General features: G+C 63.9%; 16 protein-coding genes and 1 pseudogene. 6 read left to right on the top strand and 11 right to left on the bottom strand.

Features of this window, described 5'->3' with window-relative positions:
• Nucleotides 1-137 precede the first annotated feature (137 nt).
• Nucleotides 138-3194, top strand: coding sequence for a TonB-dependent receptor (locus tag ABQY74_RS13075; RefSeq protein ID WP_104554035.1), 3057 nt, complete (start codon nucleotides 138-140; stop codon nucleotides 3192-3194).
• Nucleotides 3195-3493: 299 nt separating this feature from the next.
• Here the strand turns inward: ABQY74_RS13075 and ABQY74_RS13080 are convergent, their stop codons facing one another.
• Both ABQY74_RS13080 and ABQY74_RS13085 read right to left on the bottom strand, forming a co-directional pair.
• Nucleotides 3494-3889, bottom strand: a complete 396-nt coding sequence (locus tag ABQY74_RS13080; RefSeq protein ID WP_349791735.1) for a hypothetical protein — start codon at nucleotides 3887-3889, stop codon at nucleotides 3494-3496.
• 199 nt (nucleotides 3890-4088) lie between these two features.
• Nucleotides 4089-5684: an NAD(P)/FAD-dependent oxidoreductase gene (locus ABQY74_RS13085; RefSeq protein ID WP_349791737.1), complete on the bottom strand. Its 1596-nt coding sequence runs from the start codon at nucleotides 5682-5684 to the stop codon at nucleotides 4089-4091.
• A gap of 347 nt (nucleotides 5685-6031) precedes the next feature.
• Here ABQY74_RS13085 and ABQY74_RS13090 point away from each other — a divergent pair, with 347 nt between their 5' ends.
• From ABQY74_RS13090 to ABQY74_RS13100, 3 genes are all read left to right on the top strand, one after another.
• Nucleotides 6032-8134, top strand: coding sequence for a M13 family metallopeptidase (locus tag ABQY74_RS13090; RefSeq protein ID WP_039526432.1), 2103 nt, complete (start codon nucleotides 6032-6034; stop codon nucleotides 8132-8134).
• A gap of 362 nt (nucleotides 8135-8496) precedes the next feature.
• Nucleotides 8497-10602: a M13 family metallopeptidase gene (locus ABQY74_RS13095; protein ID WP_349792250.1), complete on the top strand. Its 2106-nt coding sequence runs from the start codon at nucleotides 8497-8499 to the stop codon at nucleotides 10600-10602.
• Between the two features lie 184 nt (nucleotides 10603-10786).
• Nucleotides 10787-12799: a M13 family metallopeptidase gene (locus tag ABQY74_RS13100; RefSeq protein ID WP_065049728.1), complete on the top strand. Its 2013-nt coding sequence runs from the start codon at nucleotides 10787-10789 to the stop codon at nucleotides 12797-12799.
• Between the two features lie 204 nt (nucleotides 12800-13003).
• Here the strand turns inward: ABQY74_RS13100 and ABQY74_RS13105 are convergent.
• The 7 genes and pseudogenes from ABQY74_RS13105 to ABQY74_RS13135 all read right to left on the bottom strand — a co-directional run.
• Nucleotides 13004-13156 (bottom strand): annotated as a pseudogene (locus ABQY74_RS13105) (DUF1751 domain-containing protein); the annotation flags it as partial.
• Nucleotides 13157-13282: 126 nt separating this feature from the next.
• On the bottom strand, nucleotides 13283-13981 hold the full coding sequence (locus ABQY74_RS13110) for a rhomboid family intramembrane serine protease (protein ID WP_026064941.1): 699 nt from the start codon (nucleotides 13979-13981) through the stop codon (nucleotides 13283-13285).
• 40 nt (nucleotides 13982-14021) lie between these two features.
• The gene (locus ABQY74_RS13115) at nucleotides 14022-14429 is read right to left on the bottom strand and encodes an MGMT family protein (protein WP_349791740.1); all 408 of its coding nucleotides are present in this window, start codon (nucleotides 14427-14429) and stop codon (nucleotides 14022-14024) included.
• 486 nt (nucleotides 14430-14915) lie between these two features.
• Nucleotides 14916-16286: a glutathione-disulfide reductase gene (gorA, locus tag ABQY74_RS13120; RefSeq protein WP_349791742.1), complete on the bottom strand. Its 1371-nt coding sequence runs from the start codon at nucleotides 16284-16286 to the stop codon at nucleotides 14916-14918.
• Nucleotides 16283-17533, bottom strand: coding sequence for an FAD-dependent oxidoreductase (locus tag ABQY74_RS13125; protein ID WP_349791744.1), 1251 nt, complete (start codon nucleotides 17531-17533; stop codon nucleotides 16283-16285). Before ABQY74_RS13125 ends, gorA begins: the two co-directional genes overlap by 4 nt.
• Nucleotides 17534-17540: 7 nt before the next feature.
• The gene (locus ABQY74_RS13130; RefSeq protein ID WP_349791746.1) at nucleotides 17541-18785 is read right to left on the bottom strand and encodes a DUF418 domain-containing protein; all 1245 of its coding nucleotides are present in this window, start codon (nucleotides 18783-18785) and stop codon (nucleotides 17541-17543) included.
• 207 nt (nucleotides 18786-18992) lie between these two features.
• Nucleotides 18993-19472 (bottom strand): peptidylprolyl isomerase, encoded by a 480-nt coding sequence (locus ABQY74_RS13135; protein ID WP_024939526.1) that lies wholly within the window; start codon nucleotides 19470-19472, stop codon nucleotides 18993-18995.
• A 46-nt stretch (nucleotides 19473-19518) separates the two neighbouring features.
• Here ABQY74_RS13135 and ABQY74_RS13140 point away from each other — a divergent pair, with 46 nt between their 5' ends.
• Nucleotides 19519-20127, top strand: a complete 609-nt coding sequence (locus ABQY74_RS13140; RefSeq protein WP_175430018.1) for a C40 family peptidase — start codon at nucleotides 19519-19521, stop codon at nucleotides 20125-20127.
• A 109-nt stretch (nucleotides 20128-20236) separates the two neighbouring features.
• On the top strand, nucleotides 20237-20986 hold the full coding sequence (locus tag ABQY74_RS13145; protein ID WP_349791748.1) for a C40 family peptidase: 750 nt from the start codon (nucleotides 20237-20239) through the stop codon (nucleotides 20984-20986).
• 149 nt (nucleotides 20987-21135) lie between these two features.
• On the opposite strand, the gene ABQY74_RS13150 is transcribed toward ABQY74_RS13145, so the two are convergent.
• Nucleotides 21136-21627: an acyl-CoA thioesterase gene (locus tag ABQY74_RS13150; protein ID WP_016903982.1), complete on the bottom strand. Its 492-nt coding sequence runs from the start codon at nucleotides 21625-21627 to the stop codon at nucleotides 21136-21138.
• A gap of 106 nt (nucleotides 21628-21733) precedes the next feature.
• Nucleotides 21734-22570 carry a class I SAM-dependent methyltransferase gene (locus ABQY74_RS13155; protein WP_349791750.1) on the bottom strand — a complete coding sequence of 279 codons (837 nt, stop codon included), beginning with the start codon at nucleotides 22568-22570 and terminating at the stop codon, nucleotides 21734-21736.
• Nucleotides 22571-22574 lie beyond the last annotated feature (4 nt).

The following is a 22574-nucleotide window of genomic DNA, read 5'->3' on the forward strand; positions in this document are numbered from 1 at the left end:
TGCGGATCTCGCCCTTTTCATTAACCAATCATTCAAACCGCTTGCGACCCAGACCACACATTCATTACGTTCGGGTTAAGGCCATCTGACTCTCCGGTGACCGCCACTTCTCCCGATACCCAGCTGAAAGGTTAGGAATGAGCAATCAAATTCGTCGCCATGCCCTCAAGCGCACCGCTCTGGCTGTTGTGCTCGGCGCCTGTCTCGCCAATGGCGCGGTCTACGCACAAAGCACCACCGGCAGCATCTACGGTAGCGCTCCCTCGGAAGCCGGCAGCACCATCGTCGTTCAAAGCGACACCGGCCTCAGCCGGACGATCACCATCGACGCCAATGGCCGCTACAACCTCGGCTCGCTGCCAGTCGGTGCATACACCGTCACCTTGAAGCGTGGCGATCAGGTCGTCGACACCCGCAAGAACGTGCAACTGCGCGTCGGATCCGGCACCGAGGTGTCGTTTGCTGGCGCAGCTGCCAGCGGCAGCACCGATGCAACGACGCTCGGCGCGATCACGGTCACTGCCGCCAATGCACCGAAGATCGACGTCAGCTCCACCAGCTCGCGGTCGGTGATCACGTCCGAACAGCTGGCAACGCTGCCGCTGGGACGCAGTGCGGAGGCGATTGCTTTACTCGCGCCTGGTGCAGTGGCCGGCAGTGGCGCTTTCAATAACGGCTCGCGCTCGGTGGTCTCTTTCGGCGGTTCCGGCGTTACCGAAAATGCTTATTACATCAATGGTTTCAACGTCAGTAATCCGCTGAGCAACCTGGGCGGCGTCAGCCTGCCCTATGGCGCAATCGACCAGCAGGAAACCTATACCGGCGGCTATAGCGCCAAGTACGGCCGTTCCACAGGCGGCGTGATCAACCAGCTCGGCAAGCGCGGCACCAATGAATGGCATTTTGGTGCACAGGCAGTGTGGGAACCAGATTCCCTGGCAAGCTCGACTGGCGATGTCTGGTTCCCGAGCAACACCCTGCCTGCGGGTTATGGCTACACCAACCGTACCCAACCTGGCACGCTCTACCGCAGTGGCAAGGACAACAATCAAACCCGTACTGTCTACAGCGCGTATGCGGGCGGCCCGCTAATCGAAGACAAACTCTTTATTTTTGTCGCTGGAGAAACCGATAAGACCGACGGCGTCACCACCAACGCACGCACAAGCTCTATCCAGGGACAGAACAACTACGGGTACAGCTCGCCGAAGTTTTATGGAAAGCTGGACTGGAACATCAACGATTCCAATATTTTGGAATACACCCGCATCCAGAACACTGACCGACGCGGCGGCTACTACACCGCATTCAATTACGACGATCTGAGCACTGGGGGCGCGACCGGGACTTTCCCGGATACGTTCAAGATCACTGACAAATACGACATTTTCAAATACACCGGTTATCTCACCGATGATCTGACCTTGAATGCCACCTGGGGCCGCAGCACCCAGCACAACCGCCAGTTCAACCCGAATATTTCGGACCTTCCATTCCTCGACGGCGTCACCGAGCAAGATCCGGCAATTGTGGGTAACACGCCGATTCGCAACGGTCAGGCGACCAATCGAGCCAAGGCTGATGATCCGATCAGCAAGTCGAGGAGCCTCCGTCTGGAGTTGGAATACCGCCTCGGCGATCACGACTTGACCGCTGGCGTGGACAATATGTATTTCAATGCCTACAACGAGGGCGTTCGCACCACGGGTCCTGGCTATCAGTGGATCTATGGCCGCCAGGACAATCCTACTGAAGGCATTAACCCCGAACTTGGCGTCGGTGCGCCCGGCGGACAGGGCTACTACGCGCAACGTCGGATCTTTACGACAACCACGAGCATGGCGGTCGAGCAGAAAGCCTATTATTTGGAGGACCGTTGGCAGGTCAGCGACAAGTGGCTGCTGACCCTGGGCATTCGCAACGATAAGTTCACCAACTACAACAGCGACCACGTTGCCTATGTCGACAGCGGTGATCAGTGGGCGCCGCGGCTGGGTGCAAGCTGGGATGTGTTCGGCGATTCGTCACTGAAGATATTCGCCAACCTTGGGCGCTACTACCTGGCGTTACCCAATAGCGTCGCCATTCGTGGAGCATCGGCCTCAACCTATACCGACGAATACTTCACATACACCGGTATCGACGCCAATGGCGAGCCAACCGGTCTTGGAGCGATTGGTCCTGGCCCGGTCTCGAGCAATGGCGAATACGGCCAGGCGCCGGATCCCAATGCGTTCGCACCCAGTGATCTGAAGTCGCAGTATCAGGACGAGATCATTCTTGGCTTCGAGAAAACTCTCGGCGAGAGCTGGAACTCGGGCGCCAAGGCGACCTATCGCAAACTGCAGAGTGCGATTGATGATGTCTGCGATCCTGGCAAGATGTCCGCGAAATTGGCTGCAACCGGTGGAGATGTCAGTAGCGTGAGCATCCCGGGGTGTGTCATGTTCAACCCTGGCCAGACCAATACCTATAATCTTGCCAACGTCGACGGCTCAGGCTATACGCAATTGCGCATGAGCCAGTCCGATTGGGGTTTCACCGACAAGGCGCGTCGCAATTACGTTGCCGTGGACCTGTTTCTGGAACATCCGTTCGACGAAAAGTGGTATGGCCGTGTCGACTACACCTGGTCGCATAGTTACGGGAATACCGAAGGTCAGGTTAAGTCTGACATCGGTCAGTCCGATGTCTCCAAGACGCAGGACTGGGATGCGGCTGAGTTGATGTATTACGCAGGCGGTAGTCTGGCAAATGACCGCAGGCATCAGCTCAAGGCATTCGGTGCGTATCAGATCACGCCGGAGTGGATGGCATCGGCGACTGTACGCGTGATGTCGGGCACACCGATCTCCTGCCTGGGCTACTTCGGGTCGAATGAAGGCAATCCGATCGGATATGGCTCTGCGTACCACTACTGTGGTGGCCAGGCTTCACCTCCGGGCGACGCTGGACGTACCCCCTGGATCAAGAATCTGGATCTTGGCATTACCTACCGGCCTTCCTTCGCCGACCATAAGTTGGCGCTGGGACTTCAGGTCTTCAACGTCTTGAACGACCGCTCGGTAAATCGTGTTGAAAGCCGCTACAACACCGCGCCCTTCACCGTTCGCAACACCTATGGTGTCGGTACCGAACCCTACAACTACAACACACCGCGATTCGTCCGTCTGACTGCAGCCTACGATTTCTGATCGCAGGAACCGGATCGCCGTAATGGCGCTTCCGGAGCAGAAACCACTTGAAAAGGCCCTGGTTTCCAGGGCCTTTTTTTATCCATTACCGAAGAGTCATGGCAATCACCCCGGTATTGGTCAATCACCAAAATAACCCGCGCAGCATTATGTCCAGGCGCACGCTGACCAAGCCTCCTCTCGAGTGTGCTCCAGACCCGCACAGATACAAGCCGGAATCGCACCGCGATAGACGACGCCCCATCCCGGCAGCGGGCTGGGGCAGAAGAACTCTACCGCTGGCCCTGGAGTTGACTTATCTAACGCTTAACAGGTGTCCATCCAAAATCCCATAGAAGCTCAGGCTCAGTTGTCTCGCACGGAAAGCGCCGGATCAAATCACACGCCTCCTCTTCTGTGAACGGCGCACTGCTTGTCAGCGAATAAGTTACCGATGTATCGTTTTGAATATTGCAAGACCCTCCACCCGGCGGACAAATGACTTCACTACTGCATCCGCCCTTAATCGTCAAACGATATGGCGCAGAAGTATCCCCTCCTTCCCATTGCGCATTATTGCAGAAATACGCCTGCTGACCGACGGGAACGCCCTCGGCACTAAAATAGACGTAATTGATTGAGTTCTTACGGGCAGCCTGGACGTCTGCTCCAGCACATGCGAGGGCAATCAACAACGCAACAGAAGCAATCTTCACCTGACATCTCCTTGTGAGTGAAATTCGCGCAATTACTGTGAGCGCATGCCATTATTATCACTTCCCAAGATATATTTCAGATAAAGATCACATTTTTACAAGACAAGTCATTAAAATTATTTAATTTCTCAGAGGAGTGCCTACTTCAAACCAGATACTCCCTAGCGGCGAATTCGATTCAATACATTGCAGCAAAAACTCAACCACCCAACATCACCCGCGCCGCATTATGCCCAGGCGCTCCGGTCACTCCGCCACCGGGATGCGTGCCGGACCCGCATAGATACAGCCCGGGAATCGCACCGCGATAGGCGCCCTGCCCCAGCATAGGGCGTGCGCTGAAGAGTTGATTGAGGCTGAGGGCGCCGTGGAAGATGTCGCCGCCGATCAGCCCGAAGATGCGTTCCAGATCGAGCGGGCTGAGGACCTGCCGGCCCAGCACCGAGGCCGCGAATCCGGGTGCGTAACGTTCGACCGTCGCGATCATCAACTCGGCGACTTCCTCACGATGATCGTCCCAATGCCGGCCATCCGGCAGCTGCGGTGCCACGTGCTGGCAGAACAGGCTGGCCACATGTTGACCGGGCGGTGCCAGCGTGTCGTCCAGCGTGCTGGGAATCAGCAACTCGACCACCGGTTCGCGTGACCATCCCGAAGCGCGCGCGTCCTGCCAGGCACGATCCATGTAATCCAGGCTCGGCGCCAGGATGATCCCGGCAGTCAGATGATCGCCCGTGCCCGGCAAGGCGGTGAAATCCGGCAGCCGCGAGAGCGCGACATTCATGCGAAACGTGCCCGATCCGCAGCGGTAATGCGCCATGCGTTCGCGTGTCGGCGTGGGGACATCATCCGGCTGCATCAAACGCTGATACAGCAGCTTCGGATTGACGTTGGCCACTACTGCACGCGCACGCAGCGTCTCTCCCTGGACGGTGATGACACCGACCGCACGCCCCTGCTCCACCAGCACGCGCTCCACCGCGCAGCCGGTACGAATCGTCACGCCAGAGTCGCGCGCACTGGCGGCCATCGCCTGGGTGATCGCGCCCATGCCGCCGATGGCGTGTCCCCAGGCGCCTTTGACGCCATTGCTTTGCCCGAACACGTGATGCAACAACACGTAAGCCGTGCCCGGCGTGTAAGGGCTGGCGTAATTGCCGACGATGCCGTCGAAGCCGAATAGCGCCTTGATCGGTGCGCTTTCGAACCAGCGATCCAGATATTCGGCGGCCGAAATCGTGAACAGGTCGAGCAGCTCCTGCCGCAACGCGAGCGGTAATTCCTGCAGCTGCAGCCCCAGCTTGCCCGCGCGCCATAGCTGCGGCAACGCGCGCAGCCATCCACCATCGCTGACATCCGGCGGTGGCTGCAATGCCAGCACACGCAGGACATCGGCCAGTTGCTCCAGGCGCGCTTCATAGGCAGGCAATGCAGCGGCATCGCGCGCGGAGAACTTGCCGACTTCCACAGCCGTGTGCCCTGCGCCGGCCAGCAGGTACTCGCCAGTCGGCAATGGCAGAAAGTTGTTGATGCGGCGCGCCACCACGCGCAGGCCATGTCGCTCCAGGGCAAGATCGGCGATGACCTTGGGTTGCAGCAACGACACCGTGTACGCCGCCACCGAGTTGCGAAACCCGGGGTGAAATTCTTCGGTGACCGCTGCGCCGCCAACGACGTCGCGCGCTTCCAGCACCAGCACCCGCTTGCCGGCCTTGGCCAGGTAGGCGGCGCAGACCAGCCCATTGTGGCCGGCGCCGATGATCAGGGCATCCAACGGTTCGGAAGCGGTAGCCATGCGCTTGTATATAGCACTGCTTGCACAGCCGGACCATTGGGCTTTCGCGGCCATCAAGATGGCTGTCCGGGTACCGAAATCGACGTTCAGGCCAGGTGAGCGAGCGCAGGGCCTCAAGCTACAGCGCGCAGGACTCGCAAACATCGGATTGCCACTGCGCCAGGGGCCCTGCGCAGGACTGCCGCCGATCCGGACACCGTCGGGCCGGTTCACCTACACATGCCGCACCCATGACCTTCGACACCATGCCATCCGGCTGGCGAGGCGTAGAGTGCCGGCCACAGCCCCGGCGACGGGGCTTCCCACATCTGCTCCTGGAGCCCTTTGTGATTCGCACACCTCATTTGTTGACCCTGTCCCTGGCCGTGGCCGCCGCGCTGAGCGGTTGCAAGAAATCCGAAGACGCCGCGCCGGCCGCGCCCGCGGCCGACACCGCCGCAACCACCCCGGCGGCTCCCAAGACGCTGACCCTGGACCAGAGCAAGCTGCCGGCCGTGAACCAGTTCACCGCCGCCGACCTGGATACCAACGGCAACGCCTGCACGGATTTGAATGCGTACGCCAACGCCAAGTTCCTGGCCGCCAACCCGGTGCCGAGCGATCGCACCAGCTGGGGCGCATTCGAGATGCTCGACGAGCGCTCCAATGCGATCCAGCAGCAGCTGGTCGAACAGGCCGCGGCCGACACCAGCGCCACCGGCGTGGAAAAGATCGTCGGCGACCTGTGGTCTACCGGCATGGACGAGGCCAAGATCAACGCCCAGGGCATCGAGCCGCTGAAGCCGGAACTGGCCGCGATCGACGCCATCAACGACCAGGCCAAGCTGGTCGACTATCTGCGCAGCAGCGCCGCCAAGGGCAACAACGAGCTCTTCAGCTTCGGCGCCGAGGCGGACTTCAAGAAGTCCAGCCAGAACATCGCCTATGCCATGCAGGGCGGCCTGGGCCTGCCGGATCCGGAGTACTACACCAGTGCCGCCAACAAGGCCAAGCTGGAGGCCTACCAGGCGCACGTGGCCAAGGTGCTGGAACTGTCCGGCGTGGCCGCGGCCGATGCCGCCGCGCAGGCCAAGCAGGTGGTCGCGTTCGAGACCCGTCTGGCCAAGGTCTCCAAGACCAGCACCCAGATGTCGCGCGATGCCTCGCTGGCCTACAACCCGATCTCGCCGGCCGATGCCGACAAGCTGACTCCCAACTGGTCGTGGACCGAGTTCTTCAAGTCGCAGGGCGTGGCCACGCCGGAGATGTTCTCGCTGGCGATCCCGGCCTTCCACCAGGAAGTGAGCAAGATGATCGCCGACACCGATCCGGCGATCTGGCGCGCCTACCTGCGCTTCCACACCGTCGATGGTGCCTCGCCGTTCCTCAGCCAGCCGTTTGTGGATGAGAACTTCGCGTTCTACAACCAGACCCTGCGCGGGCAGAAGCAAATCAAGCCGCGCTGGAAGCGTGTGCTGGCGACCATCAATGGCCAGACTGGCGAAGCGCTGGGCCAGATGTACGTCAAGGTCGCCTTCCCGGCCGATTCCAAGGCCAAGATGGAAACCCTGGTGACCAATCTGCGCACCGCGCTGAAGGCCCGCATTGAAAAGCTGGACTGGATGAGCCCGGAGACCAAGACCAAGGCGATCGCCAAGTGGGAAAGCTTCACGCCCAAGATCGGCTACCCGGAAAAGTGGCGCGAGTGGAACGGCTTGAACACCAGCCGCGACAGCTACCTGGGCAACGTGATGGCCGCGTCCGAGTACAACTACAAGTGGAACCTGTCCAAGATCGGCAAGCCGGTGGACAAGACCGAATGGGGCATGAGCCCGCAGACGGTCAACGCCTACTACAACCCGTTGCAGAACGAGATCGTGTTCCCGGCAGCCATCCTGCAGCCGCCGTTCTTCGACCCGAATGCGCCGGAGGAAATGAACTACGGCGGCATCGGTGCGGTGATCGGGCATGAGATGACCCACGGCTACGACGACCAGGGCAGCCGCTTCGGTGCCGATGGCAACTTCATCGCCGACCCGGGTTGGTGGACGCAGAAGGATCTGGACGCGTTCAAGGCGCGCACCGGCAAGCTGGTCGCGCAGTTCGACGGCTATCGCACCCCGGCCGGCGACAAGGTCAAGGGCGACCTGACCCTGGGCGAAAACATCGCCGACCTGGGCGGCCTCAACACCGCCTACGACGCGATGAAGACCGCCACCGCCGGCAAGGACGACCCCAAGACCGACGGCATCACCCGTGACCAGCGCTTCTTCCTCAACTGGGCCACGGTGTGGCGCCGCAACTTCACTCCGGAAGAACTGGTGGTGCGCCTGAAGACCGATCCGCACGCGCCGGCCAACTTCCGCGCCATCGGTGCGCCGTCGAACATGCCGGCGTTTGCCGCCGCGTTCTCGTGCAAGGCCGGCGATGCGATGGTGCGTCAAGGCGATCAGCAGGTCGTGATCTGGTAATTGCGCGACATTGGTAAGAGCTAGCGGCGATCTTCGGATCGCCGCTTTTTTTGTGTGCGCCGTGGCGCCGTTGGCGGGTGCGTAAACCTCTTTCGTCCGTACTGGCAGCGCCTATGCACGACCGGAAATCGGCACGCCATTCCGGCAACCAAGCAGGCTGCACCTCGCTCGGGAGCGCTTTAGCAGGCACGCCGGAGACAAGCGCTTGTGCAGCGCCGGCCTGGATTGCCGTGGCTGCACCTGGTGAACGGATGCGCTTCGTGAACCGGTGTCTCCAGGCCAAGCTCAACAAACCTCAAACCCGGCGCTCGCAAGGCGGCGTCCGCTTATGCTCGGAGTCCATTTCCTCGCCGATGCCAGATATGCCCTTGCTCAAGACCTCCACCCTTGCCCTGGCCCTGCTGGTCGCCCTGCCTGGCTGCAAGCGCGCCTCCGATGCAGATGGCGCCCCGGCATCAGCGGCCACTTCGGCACCTGCCGCGCCGCCGGCCACGACAGCCAGCAAACCCGCATTCGATATCAGCGAGCTGGGCCCGGCAGCCAGCGCGTGCCAAAACCTGGACGACTTCGTCAATGGCGCCTGGGCCAAGGCCAATCCGATTCCGGCCGACCGCACCAGTTGGGGCATGTTCGACGAGCTGACAGAAAAGAGCCTGACGACGCAGCGTGAGATTGTTGAAAGCGCCGCGAAGCAGGTAGATACGCAGACCGACCCGCTCACACGCAAGCTTGGCCTGCTCTATGCCTCGGGCATGGACGAAGCCGCAATCGAGGCAGCGGGAGACCAACCCATCCGTCCGTTGCTGGAGACGATTGGAGCGCTGAAATCCTCGGAAGATGTCGCCAAATACATCGCGAGCCGCTACGCGGAGGGCGACGGCCAGGTTTTCCAGTTCGGCGCGAGCGCGGACTTCCACAAGGCAGACCAGCAAATCGCCTTCGCCAACGAAGGCGGCCTCGGCCTGCCAACGAAGGACTACTACACCGCCGCCGAGTACGCCCCCATTCGGGAAGCCTATCTGGCCTACATCGCCAAATCGTTCGAGCTCACCGGCAGCAATGCCGATGCGGCCAAGGCACAGGCCAAGGACGTGATGGCGCTGGAATCGCGCCTGGCTGCTGCGTCGCTTTCGCCGACCGACGCACGCCAACCCAAGAACCAGTACAACTTTGTCAGCGTTGCCGAGGCAGACGCGCTCACCCCGCACTTTTCGTGGAAAGATTTCTTTGCCGCGCAAGGCGTGGATGTCGGTGCCGGCTTCTCGCTGTCGCAACCGCGCTTCTTCGCTGCGTTCGACCACCAGTTGGCAAGTGCGCCGATTGCACAGTGGCAGGCGTACCTACGCTTCCACACCATCGACGATGCATCCAAACATCTCAGCAAGGCCTTTGTCGACAACAACTTCGCTTTCTACGGCAAGGCTCTGTCCGGGCAGCCGGAGCAACGCCCACGCTGGAAACGCGTCCTGCGCGCGCTCGACTCCGCCATGGGCGAAGGCCTTGGCCAGCTCTACGTCGCCAAAGTCTTCACGCCCGAAGCCAAGCAACGCGCAGCCGAACTGGTCGACAACGTCCGCGCAGCGCTCAAGACGCGCATCGAAAACGTGGATTGGATGAGCGCCGAAACCAAGACGAAGGCGCTTGCCAAGTGGAACGCGTTCCTGCCCAACATCGGCTACCCCGACACCTGGCGCGACTGGTCGGGGCTGGACATCGTGCCGGGGGCGTATTACCGCAATCTGCAGGCGGCTGCCAAGTTCAACTACCGCTATGACATCGCTCAAATCGGTAAGCCCACCGATCGCAAGCGTTGGTCGATGACGCCCCAGACGGTCAACGCGTACTACAGCCCCAGTACCAACACCATCAATTTCCCGGCCGGCATTCTGCAACCGCCGTTCTTCGATGCCAATGCCGACGATGCCCTGAATTATGGCGCCATCGGCGCGGTGATCGGGCACGAAGCCACGCATGGCTTCGACGATCAAGGCAGCCAGTTCGATGGTGCAGGCAACAATGTCAATTGGTGGACGGCGCAGGATCGCAAGGCATTCGAACAGCGTGCCGATATCCTGGTAAAGCAGTTCGATGCCTATGTTCCGCTGCCCAGCCACCCCAAGCTGCATGTCAACGGCAAGCTCACCCTCGGCGAGAACATCGCCGACCTGGGCGGTATCAATATTGCCTACGACGCCCTGCAGACTGCATTGCGCCAGCATCCCGAGCGGGTCGCGCGCATCGACGGCTACAGCCCCGAGCAGCGATTTTTCCTGGGCTTTGCGCGCAACTGGCGCGGACAGACGCGCGAGCAGCAACAACTGGTCTACCTGGCGAGCGACCCACACTCACCGGACAACCTGCGCGCCATCGCATCACCGTCAAACATGCCGCAGTTCGCCAACACCTTTGCCTGTAAGCCGGGCGATGCAATGGTGCGCCCGGAGAAAGACCGCGTGGTCATCTGGTAATTCGGTGCAGGTGCCGCCTGCAATCGCTTCCAGCAGCAACGCAACACGCACAGGCCCGCACCCGCGGGCCTGTCGCGTTCATGCAAGCGGCCGGCACCGAGGGTAGACGGCAGCTCGCGCCCGCCTGCACGGGGCGCAGCCTTGCTAAACTCCGCCGACTTCAATCTGGCCACCCTTCTTCTCGATGCCCACCATTCGTCCGCTTGCCCTCGCTCTTGGCTTCAGCCTGATCACGCTGCTGTCCGCCCCCGACGCCGACGCCGCTCGCAAGAAGAAGGCTGCTCCCAAGGCGCCGGCCGTCTCGGCGGCCTGCACCAATTTCTACGATTACGCCAATGCCGGCTGGCTCAAGGCCAACCCGGTGCCGCAGGCCGGTGCCGTTACCGCGCTGGGCCAGCTGTCCGAGCGCGCGCTGCAGCAGCAACGCGAGTTGCTGGATGCATCGATGAAGACGCCGCAGGGCAATGTGCAGAAACTGCTCGGCGACTTCTGGGCCAGCGGCCTGGACGAAGCATCTGTCGAAAAGGACGGCTCCAACCCCATCGCCCCCTTGCTGTCGCGCATCGACGCGATCAAGAAGGCCAAGGATGTGCCCGCTTCCATCGCAGCATTGCATCAGGTCGGCATCCCGGTCGGCTTCAATTTTGGCCCGGACGTGGACCTGAAGGCGCTTGACCGGCACATAGGGTATTTCATGCAGGGCGGCATGGGACTGCCGGACCCGGCGTTCTACACCCGCACCGACGCCGACACCCAGGCGCTGATGGGCCGCTACCGCGCCTACGTCAAGCAGATCCTGGCGCTGACCGGCACCCCGGCCGACAGGCTCGATGCCGATGCCGCCTCGGTGCTGCAGATCGAGACCGCGCTGGCGCGCAGCGCGCAGTCGGTGCAGGGCATCAACAACCCGTTCAACAACTACGCCCCGATCGCCACCAAGGAGCTGACCAAGCAGTACAAGAATCTGCGCCTGGCCGACTTCCTGGAAGCACAGGGCGTCAAGGATGACCTGGTGTCGATGGCCGACCCGGCCATGTTCAAGCAGCTCGACAGCATGATCGTCAGCATCAAGCCGGAGCAGTGGAAGGCCTATCTGCGCTGGCGCGTGGGCGATGCGATGGCGCCGTACCTGTCCAAGAGCTTCCACGATGCCGAATACCAGTTCCGCGGCCGTCTGCTGCGTGGCGATGCGCTGCCGCCGCAGCGCTGGCAGCAGGTGCTGGACGCGATCAATATCGCCGCCGGCCCGATGCTCGGCCGCGAATACGTGGCGCGTTACCTGAGCAGCGACACGCGCCGCCAGGCCGAAGCCATCGCCGACCAGGTGCGCGACGCGCAGCTGGCCGCGCTGGAGCGCACCGGCTGGGGCAACGGTGAGGTGATCGCCGAAGCCAAGGCCAAGCTTGCAGCGATGAAGATCGAAGTCGGCGCGCCGCGGCGCGATCTGGATTACACCGTGCAGCCGATGGGCCGCGGCAGCTTCGGCGGCAACATGCTGATCGCCTCGACCTGGCGCCACCGCGAGGAGATGAAGCGCATCGGCAAGGGCAACGCCGACCGGCGCTGGGACGTACTGCCGCAGCAGCCGGCAGTGGCCTACGACATCGCGCAGAACCGCCTGATCATCACCGCCGCCGTGCTGCAGCCGCCGGTGCTGACCGCCGGCAGCACACCGGCCGCGCAGTACGGTGCTTACGGCGCGCTGGTCGCCCACGAAATCACCCGCGCCATCGACGCCAAGGGCTCGCTGGTGGATGCCAAGGGCGAATTGCGCAGCTGGTGGACGCCGGCCGAGAAGACCAGCTGGACCCTGCTGACCGACAAGGTGGCCAGCCAGTTTGGTGCCTACCCGTACCCGGGCGTGCCCAACGTCAAGGTCAACGGTGCACAGACCGCCGAAGAAAACCTGGCCGACCTGGCCGGCATCGAACTGGCCTGGCAGGCCTTCAGCAAGGCACAGCCAGCGGCCACCGAGGCCGACAAGCAGGCGTTCTTCACTGCCTGGGCCGGCTTGTGGGCCCAGCAGCTGTCGCCGAACGAAGCGGTGCAGCGCGCCAGCGCCGACATCCGGGCGCCGGGCCAGTGGCGCACCAACGGTCCGCTGTCCAACCTGCCGGAGTTCGGTGCGGCGTTCAGCTGCAAGGCCGGCCAGCCGATGCAGCGCCTGGATGCCGAGCAGTTGAAGATCTGGCGCTGATTCAAGCACCAGGAAGTCACTGGCAATCCACACGCAGTGGCAAGCAATAAAAAAGAGCGCGGACTCCGCGCTCTTTTTTTATGCCTGGCATTTCATCCATGACAGCGCACGCTTGGTAGGAGCGGCCCCGGCCGCGATAAGGCCTTACCGGCAAAACCCCATCGCGGCCAGGGCCGCTCCTACGAATCAGGGCGTTGCCACGCCTCAACGCACCACACGCAACGGCGGCTTGCGCCCCTTGCCACCGCCCTTCCTGCCGCTGCCGCCAAACGGCGACTGCCCGCGCCAATAACGGATCATCAGCCAGCCAAACAGCATGCCGCCCAGATGCGCGAAGTGGGCCACGCCCGGCTGCCAGTCATCCATCCGTTGCGTACCTGACAACGCACGCTTGGTAGGAGCGGCCCCGGCCGCGATGAGGTCTTACCGGTAACGCCCCGTCGCGGCCAAGGCCGCTCCTACGAATGAGGGCGTTGCCAGGCCTCAGCGCACCACACGCAGCGGCGGCTTGCGCCCCTTGCCACCGCCCTTCCTGCCGCCGCTGCCGCCAAACGGCGACTGCCCGCGCCAGTAGCGGATCATCAGCCAGCCAAACAGCATGCCGCCCAGATGCGCAAAGTGGGCCACGCCCGGCTGCCAGCCGGTCGCACCCAGGAACAGTTCGATCGCACCGAACACGATCACGAAAGTGCGCGCCTTCATCGGGATCGGCGGAAACAGCAGCATTACCCGCTGATTGGGGAACAGCATGCCGTAGGCGAGCAACAGACCGAACACCCCGCCCGACGCCCCCACCACCGGCGCCCCGCTCTGGGTGAACCAGGCCATCAGCAACTGGCACACGCCGGCACCGGCCACGCACACCAGGTAATAAGTCAGAAAGCGCTTCTGCCCCCAGGTCTGCTCCAGCGCCGCGCCGAACATGAAAAGCGCCAGCATGTTGAAGAACAAATGGTTGAAACCGCCATGCAGGAACGCATAGGTCAGCAACTGCCATGGCATGAAGCTGGCGCCGGGCGAGAACGCATCGAAGCCGTTGGAAATCGGCCATAGCATCAACGAGGACAGTGCCGCATCGGAGGGCAGCACGCCGGCGCCCAGGTCGCCCAATGCCCACTGCAGCAGGAACAAGCCAATATTGGCGATCAACAACGCTTTGGTGACGGGCGGCAGTTGGGGCATGACGGCATCCTTCGGAATGCCAACCATCATAACGGCAGGCTTATGAAGGTCCCCACACGGCGGCGTCCAGCCGCTGCGCGGCACTGGCACGGCGCACCCGGCCCTGCTCGACCGCCACGCCCTCGGCACGCAGCCGCCGACATTGCTCACGGTAGCTGGATGAGCCTTCCGGCAACGCGATCCGGCCATCGCTGCGCAGCACCCGGTGCCAGGGCAGCTGCGGATCGTCATTGCCGCTGAGCACGCGCGCCACCAGCCGCGCTCGCCCGGGCAGGCCGGCGCGCAGTGCGACCTCGCCATAGCCGGCAACCTGGCCGGAAGGTATTGCCCGAATCGCCGCGAGAATGCGCAGTCGCGCCTGTTCGCCGGAGAGCGGCTCGGCGTTGGAGACGGCGCGCGCAGAGGGGTTGGCCGATCGACGCGTCGTTGGTTTGCGGGGCTTGGACATCGCGCAAGGATGCCAGCTATGGGATTGAAATCCCTCTTCCGTCCGAGCGAGGAGGCAGTGTTTGCGCGCTCTCGGTGCGCGTGTCTTGACGCGCCTGGGCTGACAGCGCGGAGCGGGATTGAGGTGAGGGTTCGGGCGGCACGAGGCACTGCGGACAAGCAGAGCGGTCAACTTCCATGCAAGGCCGGATGAGGCATGGCCGGCTGGGACGGCAGATCGGCAGCTGAGTGATGCATCGAATGTGCCGGACCCTCACCCCTTTCCCGAGGGGAGAGGGGCTTTGATCCGTTTGCTTGCGGGGGCCTGACCTGCGTCAAGCGCACTTACGTCGGGTGCAGGAGTGGTGTGCAGTGTCACGCGGGGCTGCCGCAAGTTGTGACACGCAGGGGCCGACGTCAGTCCCTGCATCCGGCAGAGCGCTGATGCCCGCGTCGGCCCGGTCACAACTGCCGAACCAATGCATCAGTGCATCAGTGCATCAGTGCATCAATGCATCAACACGATCTCTTCCGACGAGGTGGGATGGATCGCCACGGTCTCGTCAAAGTCGCGTTTGGTCGCCCCCATCTTCACTGCCACCGCAAAGCCCTGCAGCATTTCGTCGGCGCTCTCGCCCAGCAGATGCACGCCGACCACGCGCTCTTGTTCGCCCACGCAGACCAGCTTGAACAGGCTGCGCTGCGGCGCGTCGGCCAGCGCGTGCAACATCGGGCGGAAGTTGCTGCGGTAAATGCGTACCGCGCTGCCATGCCGCGCGCGTGCCTGCTCCTCGGTCAATCCGACCTGCCCGAGCGGCGGATGCGAGAACACCACGCTCGGCACGCCTTCGTAATCCATGCGCGCATCCGGCTGCTTGCCGAACAGGCGATCCATCAACTTGCGTCCCGCGGTGATCGCCACCGGCGTCAGTCCGACCTTGCCGCCGACATCACCGACGGCATGGATGTTCGGCACGTTGGTGGTCTGGCCTTCGTCCACCACCACCTCGCCTTTGTCGCCCAGGCGCACGCCGACCTCTTCCAGACCCAGCCCTGCCGTGTTGGCACGCCGGCCGGTGGCGAAAAACACCTTGTCGAAGACGTCGTTGCCCTGCTCGCTGGGGTGCGCGGGATGACCATGCACGCGCAGCTTGCCTTCTGCATCGCGCTCCAGGCCCGTGGTGGAAAAACCGAAATGCAGGCGCACGCCCAGATGCCGCAGGTTGTCGGCCAGTTGCAGGGTCAGCTCGGCATCGAAGCGTTCCAGCAACCGCTCGCCCTGCACGAACAGATGCACACGGCTGCCCAGCGCTTGCAGCAGGCCGGCGATTTCCACCGCGATATAGCCGCCGCCGATGATCGCCACCTGCGCGGGCGCATGACAGAGATTGAAGAAATCGTCGGACACCTCACCGTGCTCGGCACCTTCGATGTCCGGCCGCAGCGGATGCGCGCCGGTGGCGATCACGATGTGCTCGGCGGTCACCGGCACGCCGTCACCGCCCATGATGGTATGGCGATCCTGCAACACACCGCGCTGCGGAATCATGACCACGCCATCTTCGTTAAGGCGGCGCCGATAACTGGCGTGGATGTTGCCGATATAGCCCTGCCGGTGCGTGACCAGTTCCTGCCACGCCAGGGTCGGTCGCGGCACATCGAAACCCAGCGCCCCGGCCAACTCGATCTTGCCGGCCAGATCGGCCGCCAGCCACATCGCCTTCTTCGGCACGCAGCCGAGATTGACGCAGGTGCCGCCCAATTCGTTCGGCTCCATCATCGCCACGCGCGCACCGTATCTGGCCGCGCGAAACGCAGCGGCCAGTCCACCGGAGCCGCCCCCCAGGATCACCACGTCGTAGTCGTACCGGGCACTCATGCGAAGCGCTCCGCCCGGTAGGGATGCGGGTCCAGCGCAGGTGCGCGGCCCGTGATCAGGTCGGCCATCAGTTGTCCGCTTGCAGTGCTCATGCTGATGCCGAGCATGCCATGTCCGGCTGCGAGCCAGACGTGAGGACGGCCCGGCACCGCGCCCAGCACCGGCACGTCGTCCCAGGTCATCGGCCGCCATCCATACCAGCGCTCGATCACGGCCGGACCGGCCGGCGCGTACAGATAATCGGACGCTGCGCGCTCCAGTGCCGCAAGGCGCGTGGGGTTGAGGTGGGTGTCGTGCCCGGAGAATTCCATCGTGCTGCCGATCCGCAGGCGATCGCGCCACGGCACCACGAACACCCAACGGTCCTTCAGCACCACCGGGCGACGCGGCATCAGCGCCGGGGCGGTATAGGTGATCGAATAGCCCTTGCCGGCCTGCACCGGCAGACGCAAGCCCAGTTGCGCCGCCAGCAGCGGCGACCACGGGCCGGTTGCGATGACCACCTCGCGCGCCTGCAGTCGCCCGCGCGCGGTATGCACGCACGCGCCACGTGCGTCCGGCACCACCGCATCGACGCGGCACTGCGCCTGGATCACCGCACCACGCGCGCGCAGCACTCTTGCCAGTTCTGCGGTGTAACGCTCCGGGCGCAGATGCGCATCGCCGGGAAAATGGATCGCACCGGCAATGCACGCACGGAATGCCGGATCCTGGCGCACGTAGTCGGCACCCTCGATCATCTCGGCCTGGATACCCCACTGCGCAAGCACGTTGCACTCGTGGCGATAGCGCGCAAAGCGGCGCGCATCGGCAAACACGTAGTCCAGCCCATCGCTGCGAAATTCGCAGTCCAGCGCATAGCGCTCGACCCAGTCGTCGAAGCGTTGCCGCGCATCGCCCAGCAACGCCGCGCGCGCCTGCGCGCTGGCCTGCCAGTGACGCGTATTGCAACGCTGCGCGAACTGCAGCAACCAGCGCCACAGCGCCGGGTCCAGACGTGGCCGGATATAGAGCGGCGCGTCCGGCGTCAGCATCCACTTCAGCGCCTGCGCGATCATGCCCGGCGCTGCCAGCGGCGGCGCATGGCTCGGCGTGATGGTGCCGCAGTTGCCGTACGACGTCGCCGCACCCACCGCACCGGCATCGAGCACGTGCACCTGCCGGCCCGCTTCGACCAGTGCCAGCGCAGTCGCCAGCCCAATGGCGCCGGCACCGACCACCACCACATCGACAGGCGCGGCGCTCATGTGCGCACTACCCCACGCGCGCGTCGCTGCGACGCATCGGCGGCACACGCAGATAGGTCACGCTGCGCCATAGCCATTCCATCGGCCCGAAGCGGAACCAGCGCAACCACAGCTGGCTCAGCACCACCTGCAGCGCAAACAGCGCCAGCGCGAACGGCAGCTGCCATACGCGCGGCAGCTGCTCGAAATAGCCCAGCCCGTAACCGTAGAAGATCCACGTGCACACCAGCGACTGCATCAGGTAGTTGCTCAGCGCCATGCGCCCGGCGGGCGCAAGCCATGCCAGGCGCGGCGCCAGGCGCACCACCCACGCCGCATAGCCCAGGCTCATCAGCGGGCCGGCAATCAGCGACAACGCGAATGCACCCGACAGGCGCAGATCCAGCCGCGCCGGATCGATCCACGGCTCCAGCGCGTAGCTCACCCCCATCACGCCCAGCCCGAGCGGCAGCACCCCGTAGCGCAGGGCCCAAAACAGGCGCGGGAAACGCTCGGGCGCGGCGATCGCGCCACTGCGCACAAACCAGCTGCCCAGCAGGAACATGCCGAGCATCGCCGGGCCATTGATGCTCAGCCCGGTCATCGCGTGCTGCAGGTCGTGCCAGCGCTGCAGCGTGGCCTGCGCATAGCTGCCGCTCCCGAAGGCGGCGCGCTGCGCCTGCACGTTCGCTGCCGCCTGTTGCGCCGCCTCGGCCATCGCGGCCTTCCATTCAACGGCAGCCGCCGGATCGAGCTGCATCAAGGTGCCTGCGACGCCATACAGCAGCGTCAACGCGGGCGCGCAACAGTAGACCAGCGCGGCAAGCCACGGCAGCGTCACCGTCGGCACCGAGCGTGTGGCTAGCAGCAACAAGGCCAGCAAGGCGTAGGTGACCAGCACATCGCCGGACCACAGCAGCAGCGCATGCATCAAGCCGATCACCAGCAGCCCGACGGTACGGCGCAGATAGGTGCCGAACAACCCGCGCCTGGCCTGCGCGGCACGTTGCGCCATCACCGCAAAGCCCATGCCGAACAGCAACGAGAACAGCGTGTAGAACTTGCCCTGCACCAGCAGGTACACCAACGCATCGGCAACCCGGTCGGCACCGTGCCAATGCGGCTCCACGCCGGTGACCGCCAGATCGAGCGGGCCGACGAAGGCTTCGATATTCATCAGCAGGATGCCCAGCAGCGCAAAACCGCGCAGCACGTCGAGCACCGCGATTCGCTCGCTGGTTGCGATGGGCAGCAAAGGATCGCGCGGGGTCATCTCGGCTCGGGCAGCGCGGCGCGGCGATCGCGGTGCGCAACATGCAAACAGCCCGCCGAGATGGCGGGCCGCGGAAACACATCCAGCCAACGCTGGTCACACGGACACGATCGGCGCGTGCAAGCCGGCATCACCGTGCGGTGCATGCCGATCCTGCAGGTTGCCCGCATCGGTCCGCCTGCCACACGGGCCGCGTGACGACTGCGTTCAGTGGTGATGGCCGCCTTCGCCATGCACATGCCCGTGATCGCGCTCTTCCTGGGTGGCTTCGCGCACCTCGATGATCTCCACGTCGAAGTGCAGGTCCTTGCCAGCCATCGGGTGATTGAGATCGACGTCGACCACGCTCATGCCGACCTTCTGCACCGTCACTGCGCGCGGGCCGAAGTTGGTCTGCAGCACCACCTGGGTGCCCGGGACCAGCTTGGTGGCGCCGAAGTGCTTCTTGGGCACGCGCTGGCTCAGGCCTTCGCGGTATTCGCCGTAGGCTTCGGTGGCCTTGACGTCCACGCCGAAGCTGTCACCGGCTTCCTTGTCCATCATGGCCGCTTCCAGGCCCGGAATGATGTTGCCGTGGCCGATCATGATCGCCAACGGGTCACGCTCCTTGGAGCTCTCGATCGGCTCCTGGCCGAGCTCGGAAACGGTGTAGTGGAAGCGGACGACGCTGTCTTTTTCGATCTTCATGCCTGGCTCTGGATAGGCTGCCCGGTGGCAGACGGTGGAGGACGGCTTGTCGGCCGCCGGGTGCGCCGCCATCATGGCGACCTTTCGAACCGCCCATTATCCCGGCTCCATGCATATCACGCCAGTTTTCGCCGCCCGCGCCCGCCGCGCCGCGGCCAGTTCGTTGCTGGGCCTGCTCGTGCTGCTGGGCGGTTGCGCACAGGCGCCGGTCCGTCGACCGGCCGCCACCCCGCCACCGGCACCGCGTGTCTGGCCGCAGGTGCCGCCGTCCAACCCGGCCGCCGCCAACAACATCCTGATGCGTGCGCTGGGCCTGGTCGGCACCCCGTACCGCTTTGGCGGCAATACGCCGGAAACCGGCTTCGACTGCAGCGGGCTGGTCACCTATGTCTACAAGGATGTGCTGGCGCTATCGCTGCCACGCACCTCGCGGGAGCTGGCCGCGGTGCAGGGCCCGCGCATCCCGCCGGAGCAACTGACCACCGGCGACTTGGTGTTCTTCGGCTCCAGCGGCAACGTGACCCATGTCGGCATTTATGTCGGTGAAGGCCGCTTCGTACATGCTCCGAATACCGGCGGTACCGTCCGCTTGGATTTCCTGGATGGCGCCTACTGGCGTGACCATTATTCAGGTTCAAAGCGGGTTTTGCCCTGATATGTGATGTGCATCACATTTTATAAAACGGAAATTTAACCTTTTTTGAACGTAACGATTCTTTCACCAAGGCATCATCCCGCATCGACAGCAGAATTGTGATTCCCGCGTGACGAACGACGAACAGATCAACACTGGCGCCGCACCGCTTCCGCCCCGGAAACCGCTCCGCCTGCTATGCGCCACTGCCCTTTGGCTCGCAGCCATACCCGCCCTGGCCCAGACCGCCAACGGCACCCCATCCGCTCCGCAGACGACCACGCCAGACAGCGCCGTCGCCGCCGAGAAAGCCGCAACCCGCAGCCGCGCCGACGCCGCTGCCACCGCAACACTGGCCGCCCTGCTTCCGCACCTGGCCGCCAACGACGCCATTCCGCTGATGGACCGCTCGGCGATGTTCGCAGGTGACCTCAGCCGCCTGCTGGCCAATTACGACGTCTCCCAGAGTGCGGCCAATGCTGCCCAGAACGCCGTGGCTGACAGCCGTGTGCAGGTGATCCTGCAACGCGCCATGGCCCTGCTCGGCACCCCGTACGTCTGGGGCGGCGAGTCCACCGAAGGTTTCGACTGCAGCGGCCTGGTCGGCTATGTGTTCAAGACCGCCCTGGGCATCGACCTGCCGCGCGTGTCGCGCGACATCGCGCGCGACGAATCTGCTGAACTGATCAAGGACCCCAACGCGCTCAAGGCAGGCGATCTGGTGTTCTTCGGCAGGCGTGGCCGCATCGACCACGTGGGCCTGGTGGTCGGCGATGGCAAGTTCCTGCACGCGCCCAGCCGCGGCAAGGACGTGCGCGTGGATTCGCTGGCCAGCGGTTACTGGAGCGAGAAATTCATCCAGGCACGTCGGGTGCTGTGATCCCGAGCACCTGATCCACTGCATGACAGAAAGGCCGCGGAGATCCCGCGGCCTTTTGCATGGTGGACGGTCTTTGCGCGGAAGCTCCCTACCGTCGCCGCGCACGCATCTGGGTCACGTACGCAGCACCGCGCAACTCGCCACCCCGATCAGCGCGCGGCATCGGCCTGGTAATGCGCCATGGTGTCCTCGATGCCCTTGCTCAGTTCCATCACCTTGAGCGCGTACTCGGCCAGGCGCTGATCCTCGGGCGTGTCCGGCCGCCAGGAAGGCACTTCTACCGGCGTGACACCATCCGGGTCCATCGCCACGAACACGATGATGCAATGCGTGCATAGCCGCGAGTCGCCGCCCATCGGGCTGCGCGCCCGCACATCGATGGCGAAGTGCATGCTGGTGCGCCCGGTGTAGACCAGCTTGGCCGACACCGCGACCAGATCGCCGATCCGCACCGGCGCCACGAAGCGGATGCCGCCCACCGCCACGGTGACGCAGTAATGCCCGCTCCAGCCACTGGCTGCGGCAAAGCCGACCTGGTCGATCCACTTCATCACCACGCCGCCATGCACCTTGCCGCCGAAGTTGACGTCGCTGGGCTCGGCCAGAAAACGAAATGTCAGATCACGCTGTTGGCCAATCACCGCCCGCCCCCGTCAATGGATGAGCTGGCAGTGTGCCATGCGGGTGGGACGTCAGCGCGCCCAACGCAAACGCCTGACGCTGCGTCCGGCAGGGCCGATGCTTCACTCAGGAACGCAGCGCATCCAGGTTGTCCTGCCTGCGCAGACACAGCCAGGGAAAGTGGGGTTGTTTCATCCTGAGCATTCTTCGCAAGCGCGCCCCCGGGCGGCGCGGGTCGAACAGTCGCTGCACCATAAAGCGCTCGAAACTGGCGTAGGTGTGCTGGTGGTAATGCGCGGCCAGCGCCGGAACGCCCAGTTCGGTGAAGTAGCGCAGGCTGCGCGCGGCGCTTGCGTTGGCGGCTTGCGCATCCGCATACAGCGGGCTGTCGAGGATGTGCAGCTCGCCGCCGTCGCGCAGTTGGGCGAGCAGGCGCACGACCAATGCCGCAGGGTCGGCGAAATACTGGATGCAGGCCGGGATCACGATGACATCGAATAGATCGCGCGGCAGCGCCAGGGTCTGGATGTCGGCGGCGATAAAGCTCAGGCGCTGGTCGTGGCCGAACACGCGCGCGGCCTGGGTCAGCTCGGTGCGGTTGACGTCGATGCCGCAGACGTCGCGTTGCAGCGATTGCGCCAGCAACTGCGACAGCCAGCCGTTGCCGCAGCCCAGTTCGGCTATGGCGCCCTCGCCTGCCTGCGCGCGCAGGTGCTGGACCAGCAAGGCGCTGGACAGCGCACGCACCTGCCATTCCAGACTGGCGCCGAGCTTGCCGCCGGGACGCGGCAGGCTGCGCACCTGCGCATCGGTGTAGAGCCGGCCTTCCTTGCGTCGAACCTGCAGATACTGCTGCTCGAACGGGTAGTCGGCCAACGACCGCTGTACCAACACGCCGTCGACGCTGTGCAACTCGGGCAACTGCTGCAGGCGATCGCGCAGCGTGGGAAATCCGGCGCGCATCGGC

The sequence above is a fragment of the Xanthomonas sp. WHRI 7064 genome (assembly GCF_040202355.2).
In the GTDB taxonomy this organism is placed as follows: domain Bacteria; phylum Pseudomonadota; class Gammaproteobacteria; order Xanthomonadales; family Xanthomonadaceae; genus Xanthomonas; species Xanthomonas arboricola.